Origin of the sequence: Pristimantibacillus sp. PTI5, assembly GCF_048572955.1 — a bacterium.
Taxonomy (GTDB): Bacteria; Bacillota; Bacilli; order Paenibacillales; family Paenibacillaceae; genus Pristimantibacillus.
In genome coordinates this window covers 2,994,223-3,015,127 of sequence record NZ_CP183886.1, presented here as the reverse complement: position 1 = coordinate 3,015,127, position 20,905 = coordinate 2,994,223, and the positions used below count along the sequence as shown (strand labels likewise).

The window sequence follows — 20,905 nt, the reverse complement described above, 5'->3', positions numbered from 1 at the left end:
AATTCATGAGGGCCGCAGCAATATGTTTAAGCAAGAAAGGGGGCATTACGACCAAAATGTTCAGACAGGTTCTCTCCTCGGCGATCTATAGAAAACTGCAGGGTATTTTGGCCAGCGGTTGGACAACCTATAGGAAAAACGGAGGAGTGATCAGAATGGCTAGGAGGAGAAGAAGGTACATTGTACCGGGAGCGGAACAGGGCATGCAAGCATTCAAAGCAGAGGTAATGAAACGCGAAGGCTATGACGTTAACCCGAATAGACCGGATGATGTAAAATACGAGGTGGCCAAGGAGCTGGGTATCCCGTTAAACCCTGGCGACAATGGCGGATTGACGACAGAAGCGGCCGGCCATATTGGCGGCAAAATTGGAGGTTCGATGGTTCGGGAGATGATTCGGCTTGCACAGGATCGTATATCGAACCAAGAATAGGCTTTTAGCCGGATTATTAAAAAAAGCAGGGATACATGTCCCTGCTTTTTCGTCATCCAAAACTTCCGATTCGGACGGCTTCTGCTTGGATAGGAACCAACCGCTAACTGCTTACCTAGCCTACAATTCCATATTCACTTATGCTTTGTATACTGAACAATCAAATCGGCGAGCTCGCTCCAATGCTCGTATTGATCCCAGTGGAAGGATTCCGGTAGCTGGTAAATCTTCTTCCAAGACCGTTTTTGGAGGATTAGCGGGGAAATTATAGGCCGAAACCAAAAGTGGGATGGGTACGAAATTGTAGAACTTCTGCAGCATCCCCTTCTTTGATAAGCTGAAATCAATTCAGAGAAGGAGTGATGATCATGAAAATCAGCGTACTAGGAACAGGCAATATGGGGAAGGCTTTGGTGAAACAAGCAGCAGCGTATGCAGGGGGCCAAGTATTTTGGGGAACACGCAATCCGGCGGAAGCAGCGGAATTGGCGAAAACCTTTCAATTGGACGGGATCGTAACCGGCTCTTATGAGGAAGCGCTGCAGACCGATATTATCATTCCTGCATTCCCCGCATCGGCAATGATAGAATGGGCAGCCGCCCATAAAGAAAAGATCAAAAACAAAATAGTCGTTGATATCTCAAATCCTTTTAACGACGACTTCAGCGGATTTACTACGGCATGGGGTGAATCCTCCGCCGAACGGCTCCAGTCTTTACTGCCGGAATCTAAAGTAGTCGGCGCCTTTAAAAATACATTTTTCAAAGTATTTGAGAACCCGGTATTTGAAGATCAAAAAAGCGATGTGCTCGTTACCGGGGATGATGAAGAGGCTGTTCGCCAGTTCATTGAGCGCTTCGAGCCTCTCCCGTTTCGTTTTCTCCATGCGGGCAGACTCGCCAATAATCGTACGATTGAACGTTTCACGCTTTTGGAATTGGAGCTGGCTGTCCGCTATGGCACCTATCCGTATATTTCGCTCCAATTATTTGGAATCAAGGAAGCCGTGCCTGCCAATTAGCTTAGCAACCGGTAAATCTTCTGGCCTTTCGCCCGGTTCGTACTAAAAACGGCAATCGTTCGTTGGGCATCGGGATGGCTCAGCGGCACGCTGACTAAACGATCTGATGATAACGGCTTAACGAAAGGTTCGGGCAGTACCGTGAGTCCACCGCCATTGTCCACAAAACCGAGGATGACTTCTTTGAAGTTAACCTCGGTTTTTATATTCATGGGATGGCTCGCGGCCGCGAATAAATCAGTCAATTTTGCCCGAATGGTACAACCTTCAGCATAAAGAACAAGGGGCTGGCTGCTTAATTCGAGCAGTGTGACCGCTGTTTTTGCTGCAAATGGATGCTGCTTCGGCATGACCACGAATAAAGGCTCCCGGTGCAGATCCCCCATCCATACGGATGGATGCAAGGAGATTCGTTCGGCAACGAGCAGATCCACTTCCCCATCGAACAACAGCTTATATGCCTCGGTCGTGGATTGCCGGAACACCAATTCCACATCATGGCCATGCTCCTCTAATTTGTGCAGCGAAGGAAGTAAATACTGCGATGCGATATCCGGGACCGTTCCAATTCGGATCCGCTGCCATACCTTATAGGGCTCCAGCGCCTTAGTTAACACGGATAGCTGATCGAGCAATGCCCTTGAGGATTCATATAGGACTTCCCCGGCTTCGGTTAATTCAACGCCATGAGAGGAGCGGACAAAAAGCTGTACATCAAACTGCTGCTCCAAGCTTCTCAGCTGTTTGCTGAGTGCGGTATGCGAAATATGCAGTGCTTCGCTTGCTTTCGAAATGCTTTTCGTCCGCGCCGTTTCCATAAATCCTTTTAAAAATTCCGTATTCACGAATCACTCTCATCCCTGGTAGGTGGTATGCCATTTATCATATATTGAAATATGTGGAAGTACAAGAAATACGTCCTGCTCCTGTCCCTCTGCGCAGTCAACGCGGAATATATCGATTTTTCCCTATTCAGTATAGAATGGAAATAGTATATTTTCTCGGGGGGAGGCAGCAGCATGAACAAAACAGACCGGATGTTAGCCATCGTGCTAGAGCTGCAGCGTAAGAAGATGATACGGGCCGAGGATTTGGCGGCAGTTTTTGAGACGAGCGTAAGGACCATTTATCGGGATATCCAGGCGCTCAGCGAAGCGGGAGTACCGGTGGTAGGAGCACCTGGTTTGGGCTATTCCTTGATGGAAGGCTATTTTCTGCCGCCAATCAGCTTCACCGTGGAGGAAGCCGTGACGCTGCTCATTGGGACGGACTTTATCGAACAAAAATTCGATAATGACTATGGCAAGAAGGCGCAATCCTCACGAAGCAAAATTGAAGCGATCCTGCCGGAACGTGTCCGCAGCGAAGCAGCCCGGGTACGCAAGGCCATTCGGCTGCTCAAACCGGGCGAAGATGTTTCGAATGAACGAGAGAAAACGTACATCGAATCGATCCGGCAGGCTATATTATTGGAGCAGAAGGTAGAATTCGGTTATTCCAAAAGAATGCCCGGGACCGATGGGAACCGGCAAAGCGTTCGTTCTGCCGCGCCTTATGGGCTAGTGCTTAAACAAGGGTCATGGACCCTGATTGCAAGGTGTGATCTAAGGCAAGAAATTCGCCATTTCCGCTTGTCGCGGATGACGGAGCTTATCGTTCTGGAGGATCGGTATAAGATCCCGTCCGATTTCCATTTGCATGATTACAAGCCTCCTGATGACCGTAATATACGCGTATGCATTCAGGCAAACCCTGACATAGCGGATAAAATAAAGGAATCGAATAACTTTTACATGGATACAGCAGAGGAGAATGAGAATGGCTTACATGTGAGTTTTCGCGTCCGACAGCCTGAAGAATTACTGCATTGGGTCCTCGGCTGGGGAGCGGATGTTGTTGTATTGGAGCCTGAGTCTTTCCGGAATAGGGTTCGTGCCGAAGCTGAAAAAATGTTAAAACGCTACTGACATACTGTTGTCAGTAGCGTTTTTGTATAGTGGGGTTAGATAAGTATAAAGGAGCTGTTTGAAGGACATGAACACCACAACAGCATTACAGAAGTTTGAAGAAATCGCGAATCGTTATCTTCTAGAATTAGAGTGCTTCAGCATGGAGCAGTTGAAGTGCAAGCCAAGCGATGACGAGTGGTCGCTTGGACAAATGTATCAGCATCTTATTAACTCGGCCCTATATATGCACCTTCGTAATCTGGAGCAATGTTTGACGCAAAGGGAGGATCCCGCTGCCTCTGCTGCGGAGAAAACAAAAGAGGGCGCAGCTATTTTTGATCAAGGCGGTTTTCCGCCCATCCGTATTCAGGTTCCGCCTTCCCCGCAATATACGCCGCAGCAGCCGGACAGCAAAGACCAGCTGATCGAGGGTTTGAACGCTGTGATCCGCCGGATGAAAGAGATCGAACCGATGCTCGAAAAGGCATCTGCGCAAAATACGGCCGCCCATCCGCGATTCGGCGGGCTGCATGCGAAAGAATGGTTTTTGCTTATCGAAATGCACTACCGCCATCATCTCCTGCAGTTGGACCGTTTAAAAAAGTGGTTAGAAAGCAATGAAATCCTACAATAAAGGAGAAGATTGGAACCATGCCGATGGATACAACCAGCGGGCATAGCCGCTACTGGATCGGCGTAGTATCCGCTTCGCATGTGGAGCGGGGGACACAGGGCGGATTCGCCCAGCTCTGCCACGGGAAGTCAGCGCCTTTACGGAGGATGCGTCCTGGCGATTGGCTGATCTACTACTCGCCGCGAACGGATATGACGAAAGGGAATCCGCTCCAAGCCTTCACCGCTATTGGCAAGTAGCGGACGAGCAGGTCTATGAATATCGGATGTCCGATACCTTTGTGCCTTTTCGCCGAAATGTTCACTATTCACAGTGCCGGGAAGTGAAGATTGCCGATCTGTTGGATCAGCTCAGCTTCACAAGAGGAAAACGAAATTGGGGGTATGCCTTTCGCTACGGTCATTTCCAGATTGAACGGGAAGATTTTCTGACGATTTCCCGCGCGATGCTGGATGATAAGGGAAACAGCTAGGCATGTATGCTTTATTGTTTTATTATTACAATTTTTATTTTACAAAAAACTGCTTTTTTAAGGATAGGGACCCTTTTGGGTCTCTATTTTTTTTAGCTGCCGAGGTAAGATTTGTCCCTTGCGATCTGACTGCGAGAGCCCGGTTTAATCCCGCAAACTCCCGTCTTGGAGGCGAAAATGTTATACCGTTCTCCTAAGTTTAGTGCCTTATTTTTGACTCGCAATATAATATTGAAAATCTTTCTCAAGAAATAATGCTTTAATAAAAGGATATCGATATTAATTGTAGAACTTTGTAGAATATTAATATTTCATTCATGACTAGAGAGGTACAAGGAGCGTAACGAATGCTTGAGGATTTTAACTGGGGAGCAGGGGGGGCAGATCATGTTTAAGGAACAGATGAGATATTCTCGTCTAGCGCATTTAACCAAATTGATCAATACAAAGCTGGAGCTGCGTGATGTATTGCAGCATGTAACGACAGCCATATCCGAAGAAATCGTACGATGTAATTCGGTAGGCATTTATTTGCCGCAGGAGGACGGAACGTTTAAAGGATATGTGGGCAAACCGCAGGTCATCAACGGATGGACGCTGGATATGCATGTCATTGATACGGATATGGACCTACTGGCCAAAGAGGTCATCGACACTAGAAAAACAATCTATATTCCGGATACTTCAAAGGACAATCGGCCGGATCCCAGAGCAGTAGAAGGATTTCATATTAAATCATTACTCGTTCTCCCTATCTCATTCGAGCAGGAATTATTCGGTCTTGTATTTTTATTTGACTATGGCATTCCCATGAACCTGACAGAATCGGAAATTCAAACGGTCGAGGCTTATGTGAACATGGCAGCGGTAGCGATACAAAATGCAAGAAACTTAACGCAAAAAGAGAATTCTATTGCCGAGAAGCAGCTGCTGCTCGACGTCACCCGTGATTTGGCGATGTGCTCCACGCTGCATGAAAGCTTAGACAGCTGTTTTTTCTACTTGGGGAAGGTATTGAACAACTATAATATAGGCGTTCACTTGTTAGACCCAATAACGGAAAGACAGATCAGGCCTGCGAAGCTAAGCAAGGACAGTGACTGGACAGAAGAAGACTGGATGAAGACGCATGGAAAGATCAGGATAGACGAGAGCAATGATGCGGTGTTCCAAGAAGTCATCAAATCAAAAAAGGCAATTCTCATTCCGGATGTCTTTGCAGATAAAAGGCCTAACCATGACCTCTGCCGTAATTTTGGGATCAATGGCATGCTGATGCTCCCGCTGGTTTCGATGGGCGAGGTTCTAGGCGTCATCCCGGTCGTTAATCTAGAGGATGGAAAACTTGATTATTCGATCGCTACGATGCAGCTTGCGCAATCCATTGTGGATGCGACGGCCTCGACATTATCTAACTTATTGTATATGGAAAAGCAAGAAATCATTATCGAAGAGAGAACCTCGGAGATCACGGTAAAAAATAAAGAGCTTCAAAAAGCGATCACAGAGCTGCAGCAGCTTAGCCGGGAGAAGGAATTAATTCTAAACTCGGCGGGAGAAGGCATTTTTGGTTTAGACCTTGACCGGAAAATTACCTTCTGCAATCCGGCAGGCGTCTCCATGCTCGGCTACCGCACGAAAGGCGAATTGATCGGACAACCGGCAAGCCTTATTTTTAATGGAAAGAACCGGGCGGGTGAGAACGTAGCTCCAGCGAATATGAATAATAATTGGAGCCAGTATGACCAGGATCAAAATTTTTACCGGCATGATAATTCCAGCTTTCCGGTTGAATACGTTATTTCCTCAATAAAGGAAAGCGATGAGATTGTCGGGGAAGTTGTCACATTCAAAGATATCACGCAAAGGAAGCAAATGGAGGCGGAAATAAAATACCATGCTTACTTTGATAGTTTAACCGATTTGCCGAACCGGATCCTTTTGAAGGACAGGCTTAGCCAAGGGATAACCCATGCCCAAATCCATAACGAGAAGCTCGCTGTTCTGTACTTGGATTTAGACCGCTTTAAATTGATCAACGATTCATTGGGGCATAGCTTCGGCGATCATTTATTGCGGCATGTGGCCAAGCGGCTCAGTCTATGTGTGCCGAAGGGCGCGACGGTATCGCGGCAAGGCGGAGATGAGTTCACCATTTATTTGCCTAATATCAAGTGTGAAAACGAAGTGTTGAAGGTAGTGCATCTTGTTGTAGATTCTTTTAGAGAGCCGTTCCAATTGCTGGATAACGAAATCTATATCAAGACGAGCATTGGAATCAGTCTGTTTCCCGATAACGGGGATACGACCGAGACATTAATTAAAAACGCGGATACCGCGATGTACAAGTCAAAAGAAATATCGGGCAACAGCTATCATTTCTTTAGCGAAGGGATGGATACGAGAACCTTCGAAAGCGTTAAGCTCGAGAATGCTTTATACCGGGCTCTGGATCACGGGGAGCTCGTCATTCATTATCAGCCTCAAGTCGACTACATCTCGCATCAAATCGTGGGCGTAGAGGCATTGCTGAGATGGAATCATCCGGAAAAAGGATTAATTGCGCCGGATCAATTTATTCCGATTGCCGAGGAAACGGCCTTAATCATTCCGATAGGCGAGTGGGTTCTAAGAGAATCATGCAGGCAATTAAAGGAATGGCATGACCAAGGATACCCTTTATTAAGCGTAGCGGTTAATTTGTCGGCCCGTCAATTCGAACAGAGCAATTTATTTGCAATGGTAACCGACGTTTTAGATGAAGTAGGCTTGTCTCCGGAATATTTACATTTGGAGCTTACCGAAAACTTAATTATTAAGAATAAGGATCTAACGCTAAAAACGATGAAGGAATTAAAAGGCTTGGGCATTAAAATCGCGGTGGATGATTTCGGGACGGGTTATTCATCGCTGGGTTACTTAACAAGCTTGCCGATTGACACGTTGAAGATCGATAAATCCTTCTTGCAGGATGTGAACAACGATGATGATAATGCGGCAATTACCAATACCATTATTACATTAGCTCAAAATTTAAATCTCAGTGTCATTGCCGAAGGCGTCGAAACCAAGCAGCATGTAGAGTTTTTATCAGCTAGAGATTGTTATTTGATGCAGGGTTATTACTTTAGCCGACCGATGAAGGCAGAAGATATAACGTTAGATTTTATAATGAATCGTGACAATTCTAGATTTGGGGGAATTCTTTCATGAAAGCAGCACGCGCGGTATTGGAATTTTTAAAAGGAAGCGGCGTTAAGCATATTTTTGGTATTCCGGCAGGCTCTGTCAACGCGTTTTTTGATACGCTATACGATATGCCCGAAATTGAGCCGGTTGTAACCAAGCATGAAGGAGCCGCCTCCTATATGGCTGCAGCTTACGCCAAATACACGGGACAAATGAGCGTGAGTATCGGCTGCAGCGGACCGGGCGGAACGAACCTGGTTACCGGCGCGGCCAATGCGATGCGCGAGCATTTGCCTGTCTTGTTTTTGACGGGCGCGGTTCCTGTAAACACCATGGGATTGAATGCCTCGCAAGAATTAGACGCCGCGCCGGTTTTTCGCACCGTTACAAAGTATAGCGTTATTGTGAAAGAGGCAAAGGATTTGCTTCCTGAAATCATTAAAGCAAGCCAAATTGCCATATCCGGCGTACCGGGTCCCGTCCACATCGCGATTCCGATCGACGTGCAGCATGCCGAGGTCGGAAATCCTGACATCCCTGTTTTGCAAGAAAGAAAGCCGATGATTCCTAACCCCGAAACCATTCAAGCCGCCGCCAAAGCGTTAATGCAGAGGAAAGACGGCTGTATTCTCGTTGGACAAGGCGTCAGAGGCGCCGTGGATTCCTTAATCGAGCTGGCAGAAATGCTGAATTGGCCGATCGTGACAACCCCGCAGGCCAAAGGATATATCCCGGAGAACCACCCGCTGCTTATCGGCGTATTTGGATTTGCGGGTCATGAAGCCGCGTCGAATCTCATTAACGAGGGTGCCGGTCAAGCGCTGTTGGTTGTGGGTTCGAGCTTGGGCGAAACCGCTACGAATAACTATAACCAAAACCTTACGAAGGACCGTTTCACGGTACAGCTTGATTTTGACCAGACGGTGTTTAACCGTAAATATGAGATCGATATTCCGGTTTTAGGCGATATCCATTTGAGCTTGTTGATGATGATCGAGGATTTGAGGGTCTTGGGATTATCAAGAGGAACGGCCCACCTTGCTTTTGAAGAAAATGCCATGGAAGGGAACGAATCGCTCGTTCAGGACGTGGAGGAGTATAACACGAAGAATGTTCTGCTGAATATTCAGAAGCTGCTGCCTTCTAATACGCGTTATACGGTCGATATCGGTGAATTTATGGCGTATGTCATCCATCATATGAAGGTGCTGGATTACGATTCCTATAATATCAATGTTCATTTTGGGGCAATGGGAGTCGGGATTGGATCAGCCATCGGATCGAAACTAGCTGAACCCGAACGTCCCGTTGTCTGTATTACGGGTGATGGCTGCTTCTTCATGCACGGTATGGAAATCTTAACGGCCAAAGAACAGGGCTTGCCTATTTTGTTTGTTGTAATGAATAATGCACGCTTGGGAATGGTCTATCACGGGCATTCGTTGCAGTTTAAGAGGACCCATCCCTCCTTTGAACAGGAGTCGGTGAATATTGCAGAGATGGCCGCGGCTATGCGTATCCCAAGCTTTAGAGTTAATGGTATGGATGAAATTAGTTCAGATATTATTGCTAGTTTATTGAATGCAGACGGACCGGCTATTTTAGAGGTGGCATTAAGAGACAACAACAACCCCCCAATGGGGGATCGTGTTAAATTCCTGTCCTCTTTTGGCAAATAATCGTTTTCTTACAGATGAGAATAGGATTGCTGGATAACTTTCTTTATCGCCATCATGGTTTGTCCTTTAAAGGCATCCGGTACGGGTTCGCCCGCCGAGTTGGAGAAATAGCAGCTTCCAAGGTTCTCCTCGCGGCGGTAGCCCAAAGCGACTAATGCGTTTATTAGATCAGCCGGCAGTGCTTTAGAGGCCGTTTGCTCCATGAAATAATCGGTTGGGGAAATTCTCACATCAATATCTCCGGCACCGGTATGTACCGCAAACAAGTCATTATCATGCCGAACCATCCATTGGTTTTTGGAAAATAAGGAGATTTTGGCCCTTTCCAATGCGGATAGGGCGTCTAAATTAATTGAGAAAGTTTGATTAACCATTTTGCGAATCTCTGCGCCTGTGACTTTGTTTCCGACTTGCTCCAAGTACGCGTCTAAGGCTGCTCGGGGCAGGGCCGGCAGTTCAGAGACCGATTCCAGGTCGAGCTTGAAAACTTGGCGTATGATCGTCAAAATCTCCGAGGCGCTGAACCTTTCTTTGTAAGAATCCATAAGGTTGTCCATGGCTTCTGCTTTAGTCATTACACCATTCTGATTACTCATTAACAAATAAACCCCCATCATAAAAAAGTTTTTTGAGGTTATTGCGCATGAAATGAACAATACAAAACCATTATACGGCAAATAAATCCAATTATAAATATCATTTATAGGGTTGGGTGTATAATAACCTTGTATATTAAGGATGTTATGGCATGGTTTTAACCGGACGGTGTCCACGACTATCGTTACTTTAATCAATATTTTCCTAACGCTATGAGATGTATTTACCCGGGCAATAATGCATAATAAAACAAAATCCCTTATGGGCGCATGACGGCTCATCAGGGATTTTTCATGGCATAACGGTTCCGTGATCTAAACTCCTTGCCGGTTTATAAATATTTGCTTCAAAGGATTTCCGTCTTTCTTTTCCATCGTTCTGCTTCTATATAACCATTATAACCACTCCGTCACCTCAAAGGACAATCAAATAAGTAAAGCATTCCTCCCGGCTTATAGGTAGTCTTAAAGAGAAATTTGTGATAATATGTAGACTGATAAGTAGAACGTGGATAAGCCCAGTCCGTTCGTGCCAGTTTCGCTGCAGTTTTGCGGACGCCATTTTAAACTGCAGATGAATTGGGTATGATTGAAAGGTCGAGTTATTAAATTGCAATTATTTTGAAGGAGGATTTATCATGGCTTTGGTATCAATGAAAGAAATGCTGAACAAAGGTTTAAAAGAAGGTTACGCTGTTGGTCAATTCAACATCAATAACCTAGAGTGGACACAAGCAATCCTTGGCGCTGCTCAAGCTGAGCAATCCCCAGTTATTCTTGGCGTTTCCGAAGGTGCTGCTCGTTACATGGGAGGCTTCACAGTTGTAACTGCAATCGTGAAATCCCTTATTGAAGAAATGAAAATCACGGTTCCTGTAGCTATCCACTTGGACCATGGTTCAAGCTTTGAAAAATGTAAAGCAGCGATTGATGCTGGTTTTACTTCCGTTATGATAGATGCATCGCACTCGCCTTTCGAAGAAAACGTAAAAACAACGCAACAAGTAGTTGCATACGCGCATGAGCGCGGCGTTTCCGTTGAAGCTGAGCTTGGAACAGTTGGCGGACAAGAAGATGATGTTATCGCTGATGGTGTTATCTACGCTGATCCTCAAGAATGTAAGCAACTGGTTGAGCTTACTGGCATCGATTGCCTTGCTCCTGCACTTGGTTCCGTACACGGTCCTTACAAAGGCGAACCAAACCTAGGCTTCAAAGAAATGGAAGAGATCTGCCAAACGATCAAGCTTCCATTGGTATTGCACGGCGGTACAGGAATCCCAACTGCTGACATCAAGAAATCGATCTCGTTGGGAACTGCAAAAATCAACGTAAACACAGAAAACCAAATCGCGTTCACAAAAGTTGCTCGTGAAATCTTGACTTCGGATTCCGAAGTTTACGATCCGCGTAAATTCTTGTCCCCGGGCCGCGATGCAATCAAAGCAACAGTTCAAGGTAAAATGCGTGAGTTTGGTTCTTCGAACAAAGCGTAATAAATATAATGTGAAAAGGGTTGGGCAGGATGCGATTCGCATCTTGTCCAACCCTTTTTTTATTGGTGATATCATTAACTTGCGCGATAAATAGTGAGATTGTTTTCAGTTTCGGCTTGGAGCATATTTTCCTTAACGAATTGGAGTAATGGATCAGGCTGAAGGATAGGCATATAACTCATTCGATGATCGACAAAGACAACATCGATTTTTCCTTTGGTTATCGCATCCATCACTTGCTCCTCTCCGTGCAGGCCAAATGCCGTTGCATAGGAAAGATCAAAAGGCGTTACATTTGTTTTATCCGTTATAAGGTAATAGGCTCCGGCAAAGGGACTAAGGAAAAAAACAGTTTCATCCTGTGCCGTATGGTCTGTAATAAAGCGAATCTCTTGAAGGATTTCCATATGCTGAGGAGTGGGCAGGATCGTCCATTTGTAATGCGGCAATGACGATACTTGGTAATCGGGATCCGGGATTTTCAGGAGCGGCTCCATATAGACCTGGTACAGTCCCCAGCTGCCCCACAGAATAAGCAAAGACAGCATTATTTTTCTAGCTAAGCTTGGAAGCCTGGGCTTTAATTGATACCATACAAAGGCCACTCCGATAAGCAGCTCGGGCATGACGTAAGAAATATGGTTACGGTCTACCCGGGGAAGCATTCCTGCCCATCCGGTGATGGCGATTAAAAAGGCCGCAAAGACTAAGCCGCGTTGATCTTTTGCCGAGAATATGAACATAAGAAGCAAGGAAAGAACGGATAAGAGCGGGAAGATAAAGATCGTATCCAAAAAGACTTGCCGGAAGTCCTCATACGTATTCAGATGGATAATGTTATAAAAAAACAGCTGGAGTCCCTCGAAATATGGAATTTCCGCAAGCACCAAGTAATTTTTTTTATTCAAAAATCCGTAATCGATGAATTCCGCGAACCCTCCATTTATTAATAGGGGTGCAACGCTTAGGAATAGAGTAAATAAAAAGGCTGCGGCAACAACCGCTAAATCTTTTATGATCCTCACCAAGCCTGTTTTTGGTTTGACTATGATATGCATAGCCATAAGAACGGCAGCCAGCGCAATGACATAGATCCCCAGGTTTTGTTTGGCAGCGAAACACAAACTGGCACAAAGGCCAACGATGGCTGCCAATCGGGCGGATGATGATCCCTTTTCAGCTTTGGCGAACCTTGCTTGTTTCCATAAAAATACGAATAGGATCGTGCTTAGAAAAAATACATTGGCCAGGGACGAATAAAGACTTCCCACTCCGGGAGGCGTATAAATGAGCAGCGCCGCGATCAGAAATAGAGGAAGCTGTTTCGTTCTTGTCATTTGGTTGATGATCAAGCAGGATAAGACGATATTTAGCGCAAAGCAAATCGCCCGCAATGCTTTTGTTACCAGAATTTCAGACCCGGCCAGCTGAACGAAGAAAGACGCGATTTGGGCGGGAAGAGGGGTAGCGCCGAAAAAAACATCCCGGTAAAGCACTTCACCGTGCGAGATCCGATGGGCAACCTGAAGAAACCAGCTCTCATCGGCAAAATTGACGCCGCTGAATATCGTTTGCATAAATCCGAATAGAAATGCGATTGCGCCCAAGAGACCCCATTTCTTCAAACTCCATTGTTCCGTCAAAATGATAGCCTCCTATGTACCGTTGGATTGAAACTTGTCGCCAATGTATTCCTGCACGTTGTTTTTCAATCGAGCAAGGTTTTCATCGGAGAGACGAATTTTTTTGTAAGGCCAAGCTGTGACTACTGCGCGCCAGGCTACTTGGAACCTCATTTTTGTCGAATAATTCGATGGCGTGGATTGATTCGGCCCTCTTTTGACAGGGATGGAAATGGTCGGCAAAGCAGCCTGGGCGATTAATCCGATTACGTATGATTGTTCCCCGGCTATCTGCAGCATACGATCTACCAGCGGCCGCTTCATGGCCAAGAACAGCCCTGCATCGGCTGGTACCCGCTTTAAGGCTAGCAAATGAAGAAAAAATTTAAACAGCTTTGAGCTCAGCAGCCTAAGGGGGGATTCATAATCGCCTCTTCTCCCTGCAAATACAGCCATAACATCCCCCTGGAAGGAAGAAAGTAGCAAAGGTATATTTTCTGGGCGGTCTTGAAGATCGGCATCCATAACGACGGAGAACTCGCCTGCAGAATGAGCTAATCCCGTTAGGACGGCTTGATTCTGGCCCGCATTTTTTTGGAGCGCTAGAACCGACGTACGGGGATCTTTACGGGCTAACTCCCGCAATACGGGAAGCGAATGCCCTGGGCAAGAATCGTTTACGAAGATGAGCTCATAGCGGTATTTTTCATGGGATAAAACTTCAGTTAATAGCTGATGAAGCTGATAAAGCGTAGAAGCATTGCGATAAACGGGAATGACAATACTTAGGCTTGGGTTCATTTTAATAGCCAGCCTCTCTATCGACTACATTTAATAAAGGTTCGCCGTTCGCATATCTGCGCAGGTTTTCGGCAAAAAGCGATTCCCAGCGGAAAGCGCTAAGCTCCAGGCTTCTTCCGACATGAGGCGTAATGAGCAATTTTGGTTCCAGCCATAACGGATCATGCTGCGGGAGCGGCTCTTGTTCCACTACATCCAATGCGGCGCCGAGAAGATGGTCCGATCGAAGCGCGGACAATACATCCTTTTCCACGAGCGTAGCGCCGCGGCCGACATTGATGACCATGGAGCCAGAGGGCAGCTGGAGCAATTCATTTGAACCGACCAAATGATGAGTCTCCTTGGTTAAAGGCAAAGCAAGGATCAAAATATCGGTATTCGGCAGCTTCTCGCGCCAGGAATCCAGACCTCGGACTACGAATCCCGTTGCATCTTGTTGTGGAGCCCCTTGATGGGATCTGCGCACGGCTTCCACTTGAACGCCAAACGCGGCAAGGCGACGGGCAATGGCTTGTCCAACGCCGCCCCAGCCCAAAATCAAGGCGCGGCTGCCGGACAATGTCGTTAACTGCCGCCTGCCCCAACGCTGCTCTGCTTGATCATCCCTAGCCAAATGGATACCGCGGGTTAAAGCGAGAACCAAGGCGAGGGCATGGTCGGCCATTTCATCATCATACACACCGCGAACGCAAGTAAGCGTGATGTCCTGCAGCGCTGTACCTGCGCTTAAAATGCGGTCTACTCCCATCGAGTTAGACTGCATCCACTTCAGCTTCTCCGCAAAAGGCAAGGATTGCAAAAAATAACGATTGCCCATGACGACCTCGGCATTTTTGATCAGATCAGCTGCTGAAGCCTCGTCTTTGGCGATCAAGAACGTTGCATGCGGCGCCGCTGCCTTCAATGCGTTCATGTGGTTATCGGATGGATTATTCATTAATAAAACATTCATTGTATACCCTGCCCTTTACGTTCTAATAAGTTGATCATATCAAACAGCTCAGACTTATCCCGTTCGATTTGCTCGGATGAGCGGTTCCGGGCGTCCTCTAGGGCAGCCTGAATGTCTTGAACGCCTTGTTTCAGGTTTTTTCCTTTGATGTCGGCTTGGAAAGCGCGGCGCAGGAAGCTCATTTCGCAGTTAAGCCGCATTAATTCTCCGATAAGCAGCCTGCAAGGGATGGGAAACCCGCTATCAGGTAACGTAAGCCCGCCAAAACCGAAAGGGATGTTTGTAAAATAGGGTCTGATTTTCTCAATGGTGCCGTCAACGATAGCGCTAAAAATATGGGCTGATTTTCGTTCGATGGCCAAATCGTTAAGACCGACATAAACCCGCGAAAGCGGCAATTGCGATAAGGCTTGGGCAGCTTTAACCGACGCCTTCGTTTCAATTAGGATACCGACGGCGCATCGTTGGTTAACCCATCGAATAACCGTCTCGACATCGCTAACCGATTGGACCATAGGCAGAAGAATTTCGTCTGCGCCGGCTGAGATTGCATTTTCCACCTCTTCGGCTGAATGGGGGCCAAACCCATTAATGCGGCATATCACCAGGGCATCTGTCATTTGGCGAACCTTTCGCAAGTCTTCGACTGTAAAATAGTTAATTTCGGTGTCGGCGGAGCGTTGTCTGTTTTCTTTGCCGAGGTTTTCCCAATCAACAATAATACCGTCTATTCCGGCATGATAGGCAGGGGGGATTAACTCGGGAACCGTTGAAAATAAAAGGAGTGAAAATTTGTTCGTCATCAGTTTTTCCTTCTGCAAATGGCAATCAACGAGGATCCCCATGGCCATGAAATATTTTTGGAGAGCGTGACTTCCATGCGGGTAATGAGAGTCATTATTTTATTGAGAATGAGAGAGGGTTTTTCCTCCAGCTCGCTCACTTGGGCGCTGTTTCGACCCAATAACCGCGTTAACAGGACGAGAGGAAAAAGAAGAAATTGATAATATTGCAGTTTTTCTATTTCAAAATTCGCCTCGCTTAGCGAATGGATCAGATGTTTCCGGGTATATCTTCGAAGGTGCCCGGCTGCTTCGTCGCGATAGCTCCATAACCATGGAAAAGCAGGAACGGTAATGACGACGATTCCGCCTTGCCGCACGACCCTGTTTAACTCGGAGAGAAGTGCATTTTCATCCACATGCTCCAAAACATCTAGGAGAAGCACCGCGTCAAAGGTATGGTCTTTGAACGGAAGATGCATCGCATTCGCCTGCATTCCCATCAGCTCAGGCACCTTTTTTTGCACAGCGCGCAATCCTTCGGGTCTTTGGTCGATCCCAACGACATGATGGCCAAGATGGACCAACTGTTCGGACATTAACCCGGTTCCGCAGCCAATATCGAGTACGAATCGGTTTGGCTTTGAAAAAGAAGTTTTAATTAGACGGTTTAAAAGCTGCTGGCGTCCTTTAAACCAAAAATGCCATTTTTCCATTTCGGCCAGTCGCTGCAGCCGTTCCGAGCTAAAGGAATAATCTTCGGGCTCCGCTTCCGTATCGGTCACCGTATTCGCTTCCTGATAAAATAAGTTTGGGATACCGTCATTGATTTGAAAGCGGTGGCCTTGCGGGCATGTAAATTGACCCGTAAAGGGGCTGGAGCAAACGGGACACTGAAGCATATTTATTATACTTGAATTCATAAATTAATTAGACCTCTCCAGTTGAAAATACTAATGATTAATTATTTTACAGTAATTAATAATAATATACTACGGATTACATGTTCTTCAGAGATGGTTATTATGCGCAGTATAATTAAAATGTTTGGTTTTCTGCAATTGGAAACCATGAAAAAAACCTCAAGCCATAATTGACTTGAGGTTGCTTTGCGTCTATATATGCTAGGCTGCTTAAGGCAGCACATTGCCTGCCGCGCGGTAAATGCCATACCATTCTTCGCGTGTCAGGTAAATCTCGCTTGCTTTGCAGCAATCCTTTAAGCGCTCGATGTTCATCGTTCCGATAACCGGCTGCATGCGGGCAGGGTGACGCAGAAGCCACGCTATGGCAATCGTCGTATTGCTGACCTCGTATTTTGCCGCTACTTCATCGATCTTGGCATTCAATTCCGGGAACTTGTCGCTGCCGAGGAAAACGCCCTCGAAGAAGCCATATTGGAATGGCGACCAAGGTTGAATGGTCATGTCGTTCAACCGGCAGAAATCAAGGATGCTGCCGTCACGGTTAACGGCTGCGTCATTCTCCATATTGACGTTGAATCCGCTCGAAATCATCGTCGTATTCGTAATGCTCAGCTGAAGCTGGTTGGCAACAAGCGGCTGCTTGACCGATTTTTTCAACAGCTGAATTTGCATCGGGTTTTGATTCGATACGCCGAAGTGGCGTACCTTGCCCGAGCTTTCAAGCAGATCGAACGCTTCTGCCACTTCTTCCGGCTCCACCAGCGTATCCGGGCGGTGAAGAAGCAGAACATCCAAATAATCCGTGTTCAGACGCTTCAGAATGCCATCGACCGAATTCAAAATATGCTCCTTGGAGAAGTCGAACATCCCCTGCCGGATACCGCATTTGGATTGCAGGATGATTTTCTCGCGAACGCTTTCGCTCATGTGAATCGCATCTGCGAAAATTTCCTCGCATTCGCCCCCGCCATAAATGTCGGCATGCTCAAAAAAATTAGCGCCTTGCTCCAGCGCCGTTTGGACAAAACGCTCAGCTTGGCTTTTATCGAGTGAATTGATACGCATGCATCCAACTGCTACTACGGGCACGTCCAAGGTGCTTGTTCCAAGCTTTATCGTTTTCATCGGTTCATTCCTCCCAAGTATCGGTATAGCATTTTTATGTAATCGCTTTATTGATTGTCTCACAAAAGCTTGATAGATTTCAATGTCTATGAAACGAAGGAAGGCTTAGCCTTGGACCAGTCAATCGTATCTTCAAAGAATAATTGAATTTTTTGTCGAGTATTGTCATTTTTTCGTCATTGAGAAGTGGTATACTTGTTTAAATACTCATTCGTGAATAACCATTGATCCTATCCTTCGTGGGGGTTGGCCCGTTATGAAATACAATTTGTATCTATCGGCACTGCTGATGGCAGCAACCTGCTGCATGCTGGTGATTTGTTATCTTTGTTGGAAAAGAAGAGAGCTTTCCATTTCCGTGAGCTACGGCTTGGGGATGCTGACGGGGGCTTTTTACACGTTTGGATACGCATTTGAGATTGTCAGTCCCACATTGGAGCATATCCGCTTCTGGCTTAGGGTGGAATATCTCGGGATTCCCTTCGGCACGCTCTTTTGGTTTATTATGGTCTTGCAGTATACGGGACGCCAAGCGCTTGTTCGCAAATGGGTCGTTGCCGCGCTTATGGTTGTTCCGGTCATTACCTTCCTCTCCCATCACACCAACGAGTGGCATCATTTATTTTATACCAGCATGGCAATGGATTACTCGGAGGGTTTCCCGCTTGTCGTGTTGGAAAAAGGGCCGCTTTACAAGCTTCATATTTATTATTCCTACACTTTCTTTGTCATTGGCATGGGTATGCTGGTTCAAATGTTTCTAAAAGAGACGCCGCGGATCAAAAAGCAGGTTGCCCTCATGATTATCGGCTCCTGGGGGCCCTTCGGCTTCGCGCTTATTTATGTGAGCGGAATCATCTATATGCCAATCGACATCTCACCGTTCGGGTTCGTTTTCTCAGGTATTTTCTATATGTGGGGGATCTATCAGTTTAATATGCTGAGATTAGCTCCGCTGGCGTTACAAAAGATGTTCGAATCCATGCAGGACGCGGTAATCGTTCTCGATATGGATGACGGGTTAATGAGCTTTAACCAGTCTGCCATGGGGATCATTAAAGGCTTAAACAAGAAAATGATTGGCCAGCCGGCCGCAGCTATATTTTTGGAATACCCTGCATTGCTTGAAAGAGTAAAACAGCGGCCGTTTAACGCAAGCCAGGTACAGATTGCTAACCGGACGGATGAGCTTTTTTTTAATATACATATGTCTTATGTAAACAATAGCCGGCACAAGCCCGTTGGCAAAATGATTTTGCTTAGCGATGTTACGGAAACCGTGCACTCGGAGCAAAAATTGATTGAAAACGCCAGGCAGCTGGGCGAGTTGAATACATTTAAGGATAAGATGTTCAACGTTGTTGCCCATGATATTCGGGATCCGCTTGCCGTGCTCGTTAATCTAATGGAGCTGATGGAGGAGGAAGCGCAGGGCCGCGGGGAAAGCCAAAACGAAATCATCAATGAAATGGGTGAGCAAATCCAGAACACCTTCGATCTTGTGGAAAGCCTTCTGGATTGGTTCCGGAGCCAAAGGGGCGGTATGGTCTTCCGGCCGATAGAGAGAGACCTGCTCCAAGCGATTCAGAGCAACATGCGCATGCTGCTTGTTCGAAGCGAGGCGAAGCGGATTCGGATAATAACGGAAATACCAAAAGGCATGTTTGTTTATGCAGATAAAGAGATGCTCGATCTCATTATTCGCAATTTACTTTCCAATGCCATTAAATTTACCGATTTCGATGGCAGCATCCGAATAAAAGCGGTTAGCAGCAACGGTAATATAAAGGTATCCGTCACTGATACGGGCCAAGGCATACCCTCGGATCAAGCCGGCATGCTGCTGCAGGAAGCCTATCCCAATTCGTTGGCGGGAACGGCAGGAGAGCGCGGCGTAGGACTGGGACTAACCTTATGCAAGGAATTCGTGAAATTAAACGGGGGAGAAATTTGGTTTGAGAGCATGCCTTCGCAGGGGAGTACCTTTTATTTCACCATCCCCGTTCCTCCCCCGGCATCGGATCATCGGCTTCATCGCTTGAAGGAGGGATTCCATGAAAGTCTTGCTAATTGATGACGAGAAGGCCATGCATTTGATTATGAAACGGATGCTCGCCAAAATCGCGGATATTGAAATTGTTGGCATATTTCAAGAGACGGGTTCAGCGTTTGCCTACCTTATGAATCATGAAGTAGACTTGGTTTTCTTAGACATCAGCATGCCGAGGGAGAGCGGTGTCGAATTTGCCGAACGAATACGGGAGAGCGGCTTGCACACGAAGCTCGTCTTTATCACATCCCATAAAGAATACGCGCTTTTTGCTTTCGACGTGGACGCCTTTGATTACATCGTAAAGCCGGTTATGCAAGAGCGGTTGCAGAAAACCGTTCAAAAAGCGCTCGCGGAGAAACGTTCGGAGAACTTATTGCGATCCATGCAGAAGCCTGCTTCTGAATACATTGCGCTGAGCTGCTTGGGCGGCATCGATATTCAAAGCAATAATGGCGTGAGGGTCAAGTGGAAATCGAGCAAAAGCGCGGAGTTATTGGGTTATTTGCTTATCCATAAAGGAAGGTTAGTGTCCCGGTCCAAAATTATTGAAGATTTGTTTGGCGGCATGGCGCAAAAAAACGCTGAAGTTTATTTGAATACAACGGTCTATCAGCTGCGCAAGGTTTTGGAGGCTTACGGCTTGAAGGAAAACTTGCATTCCGAAAGCAATCATTATGCATTCAGCCTTAACCAAGTGCATGTCGATTTTTTGAGCTTCGAAGAAGGCTGCAGACAGCTGGCGATCATAGATGAAACCAATCTACGCCAGGCTCTTGAGCTGGAGCAGAAATACACGGGCCAATTGTTTGGGGAGCGCGCTTTTTCCTGGGCATGGAACGAGGTGGAAAGGCTTTCATTGATGTATACCTCCTTCACCCAGCGGTTAAGCGTCTCTCTGCTGCAAAGCGGGGAAGTTAACACGGCAATAAGGTTATTGCTTAAGCTTATGGCGCATAACGAAATAGATGAGGAATCCTTTATGCTGCTTATGAAGGCATGGGCAATGCAGGACAATAAAGAAGCTTTAGTGAAAAATTATTCGCAGTTTTCGGATATTCTGCATAGGGAAATTGGCATAAAGCCTTCTTCTGAGACCGCGGACTTATACAAGAAGCTATTATCAGGTCTAAATTCATAGATCATTCCATTACAAGAAAGAGCCCTTCTGGATAG

At 46.4% G+C, this 20,905-nt stretch carries 17 protein-coding genes and 1 pseudogene; 10 read left to right on the top strand and 8 right to left on the bottom strand.

All coding sequences use genetic code 11. The annotated features are described in order from the left end of the window. Positions 1-155 precede the first annotated feature (155 nt). Together ACN6MW_RS13490 and ACN6MW_RS13485 are read left to right on the top strand one after the other, a co-directional pair. The gene (locus ACN6MW_RS13490) at positions 156-434 is read left to right on the top strand and encodes an alpha/beta-type small acid-soluble spore protein (RefSeq protein WP_419875859.1); all 279 of its coding nucleotides are present in this window, start codon (positions 156-158) and stop codon (positions 432-434) included. 368 nt (positions 435-802) lie between these two features. Beyond that, entirely contained in the window at positions 803-1,456 is a 654-nt protein-coding gene (locus ACN6MW_RS13485) for an NADPH-dependent F420 reductase (RefSeq protein ID WP_419875858.1), read from the top strand. On the opposite strand, the gene ACN6MW_RS13480 is transcribed toward ACN6MW_RS13485, so the two are convergent. Continuing rightward, complete coding sequence (locus ACN6MW_RS13480) at positions 1,453-2,301, bottom strand: LysR family transcriptional regulator (protein WP_419875857.1); 849 nt, start codon at positions 2,299-2,301, stop codon at positions 1,453-1,455. The two genes, ACN6MW_RS13485 and ACN6MW_RS13480, sit on opposite strands and share 4 nt — an antisense overlap. Before the next feature lie 174 nt (positions 2,302-2,475). Between ACN6MW_RS13480 and ACN6MW_RS13475 the strand changes: the two genes are divergently transcribed. From ACN6MW_RS13475 to ACN6MW_RS13455, 5 genes and pseudogenes are all read left to right on the top strand, one after another. Continuing rightward, positions 2,476-3,423: a helix-turn-helix transcriptional regulator gene (locus ACN6MW_RS13475; protein WP_419875856.1), complete on the top strand. Its 948-nt coding sequence runs from the start codon at positions 2,476-2,478 to the stop codon at positions 3,421-3,423. Positions 3,424-3,490: 67 nt separating this feature from the next. Continuing rightward, on the top strand, positions 3,491-4,039 hold the full coding sequence (locus ACN6MW_RS13470; protein ID WP_419875855.1) for a DinB family protein: 549 nt from the start codon (positions 3,491-3,493) through the stop codon (positions 4,037-4,039). A gap of 23 nt (positions 4,040-4,062) precedes the next feature. Continuing rightward, positions 4,063-4,511: pseudogene (locus tag ACN6MW_RS13465) on the top strand (EVE domain-containing protein). A 387-nt stretch (positions 4,512-4,898) separates the two neighbouring features. Then, positions 4,899-7,724, top strand: a complete 2,826-nt coding sequence (locus ACN6MW_RS13460; RefSeq protein WP_419875854.1) for an EAL domain-containing protein — start codon at positions 4,899-4,901, stop codon at positions 7,722-7,724. Beyond that, the gene (locus ACN6MW_RS13455) at positions 7,721-9,379 is read left to right on the top strand and encodes a thiamine pyrophosphate-binding protein (protein WP_419875853.1); all 1,659 of its coding nucleotides are present in this window, start codon (positions 7,721-7,723) and stop codon (positions 9,377-9,379) included. Before ACN6MW_RS13460 ends, ACN6MW_RS13455 begins: the two co-directional genes overlap by 4 nt. Before the next feature lie 8 nt (positions 9,380-9,387). On the opposite strand, the gene ACN6MW_RS13450 is transcribed toward ACN6MW_RS13455, so the two are convergent. Then, complete coding sequence (locus ACN6MW_RS13450) at positions 9,388-9,975, bottom strand: hypothetical protein (RefSeq protein ID WP_419875852.1); 588 nt, start codon at positions 9,973-9,975, stop codon at positions 9,388-9,390. A 638-nt stretch (positions 9,976-10,613) separates the two neighbouring features. Between ACN6MW_RS13450 and ACN6MW_RS13445 the strand changes: the two genes are divergently transcribed. Further along, positions 10,614-11,471: a class II fructose-bisphosphate aldolase gene (locus tag ACN6MW_RS13445; RefSeq protein WP_419875851.1), complete on the top strand. Its 858-nt coding sequence runs from the start codon at positions 10,614-10,616 to the stop codon at positions 11,469-11,471. Between the two features lie 74 nt (positions 11,472-11,545). On the opposite strand, the gene ACN6MW_RS13440 is transcribed toward ACN6MW_RS13445, so the two are convergent. From ACN6MW_RS13440 to ACN6MW_RS13415, 6 genes are all read right to left on the bottom strand, one after another. Further along, complete coding sequence (locus ACN6MW_RS13440) at positions 11,546-13,114, bottom strand: hypothetical protein (protein WP_419875850.1); 1,569 nt, start codon at positions 13,112-13,114, stop codon at positions 11,546-11,548. Positions 13,115-13,126: 12 nt separating this feature from the next. After that, positions 13,127-13,894 (bottom strand): glycosyltransferase family 2 protein, encoded by a 768-nt coding sequence (locus ACN6MW_RS13435; protein ID WP_419875849.1) that lies wholly within the window; start codon positions 13,892-13,894, stop codon positions 13,127-13,129. A gap of 1 nt (position 13,895) precedes the next feature. Then, entirely contained in the window at positions 13,896-14,846 is a 951-nt protein-coding gene (locus ACN6MW_RS13430; RefSeq protein WP_419875848.1) for a D-2-hydroxyacid dehydrogenase, read from the bottom strand. Continuing rightward, positions 14,843-15,649: an aldolase/citrate lyase family protein gene (locus tag ACN6MW_RS13425; protein WP_419875847.1), complete on the bottom strand. Its 807-nt coding sequence runs from the start codon at positions 15,647-15,649 to the stop codon at positions 14,843-14,845. Before ACN6MW_RS13425 ends, ACN6MW_RS13430 begins: the two co-directional genes overlap by 4 nt. After that, complete coding sequence (locus ACN6MW_RS13420; RefSeq protein WP_419875846.1) at positions 15,649-16,551, bottom strand: methyltransferase domain-containing protein; 903 nt, start codon at positions 16,549-16,551, stop codon at positions 15,649-15,651. Before ACN6MW_RS13420 ends, ACN6MW_RS13425 begins: the two co-directional genes overlap by 1 nt. A gap of 210 nt (positions 16,552-16,761) precedes the next feature. Next, entirely contained in the window at positions 16,762-17,679 is a 918-nt protein-coding gene (locus ACN6MW_RS13415) for an aldo/keto reductase (RefSeq protein WP_419875845.1), read from the bottom strand. Positions 17,680-17,935: 256 nt separating this feature from the next. Between ACN6MW_RS13415 and ACN6MW_RS13410 the strand changes: the two genes are divergently transcribed. Both ACN6MW_RS13410 and ACN6MW_RS13405 read left to right on the top strand, forming a co-directional pair. After that, positions 17,936-19,753 carry a histidine kinase N-terminal 7TM domain-containing protein gene (locus ACN6MW_RS13410; protein WP_419875844.1) on the top strand — a complete coding sequence of 606 codons (1,818 nt, stop codon included), beginning with the start codon at positions 17,936-17,938 and terminating at the stop codon, positions 19,751-19,753. Beyond that, the gene (locus ACN6MW_RS13405) at positions 19,734-20,870 is read left to right on the top strand and encodes a response regulator (RefSeq protein ID WP_419875843.1); all 1,137 of its coding nucleotides are present in this window, start codon (positions 19,734-19,736) and stop codon (positions 20,868-20,870) included. The genes ACN6MW_RS13410 and ACN6MW_RS13405 overlap by 20 nt, the downstream gene beginning before the upstream one ends. Positions 20,871-20,905 lie beyond the last annotated feature (35 nt).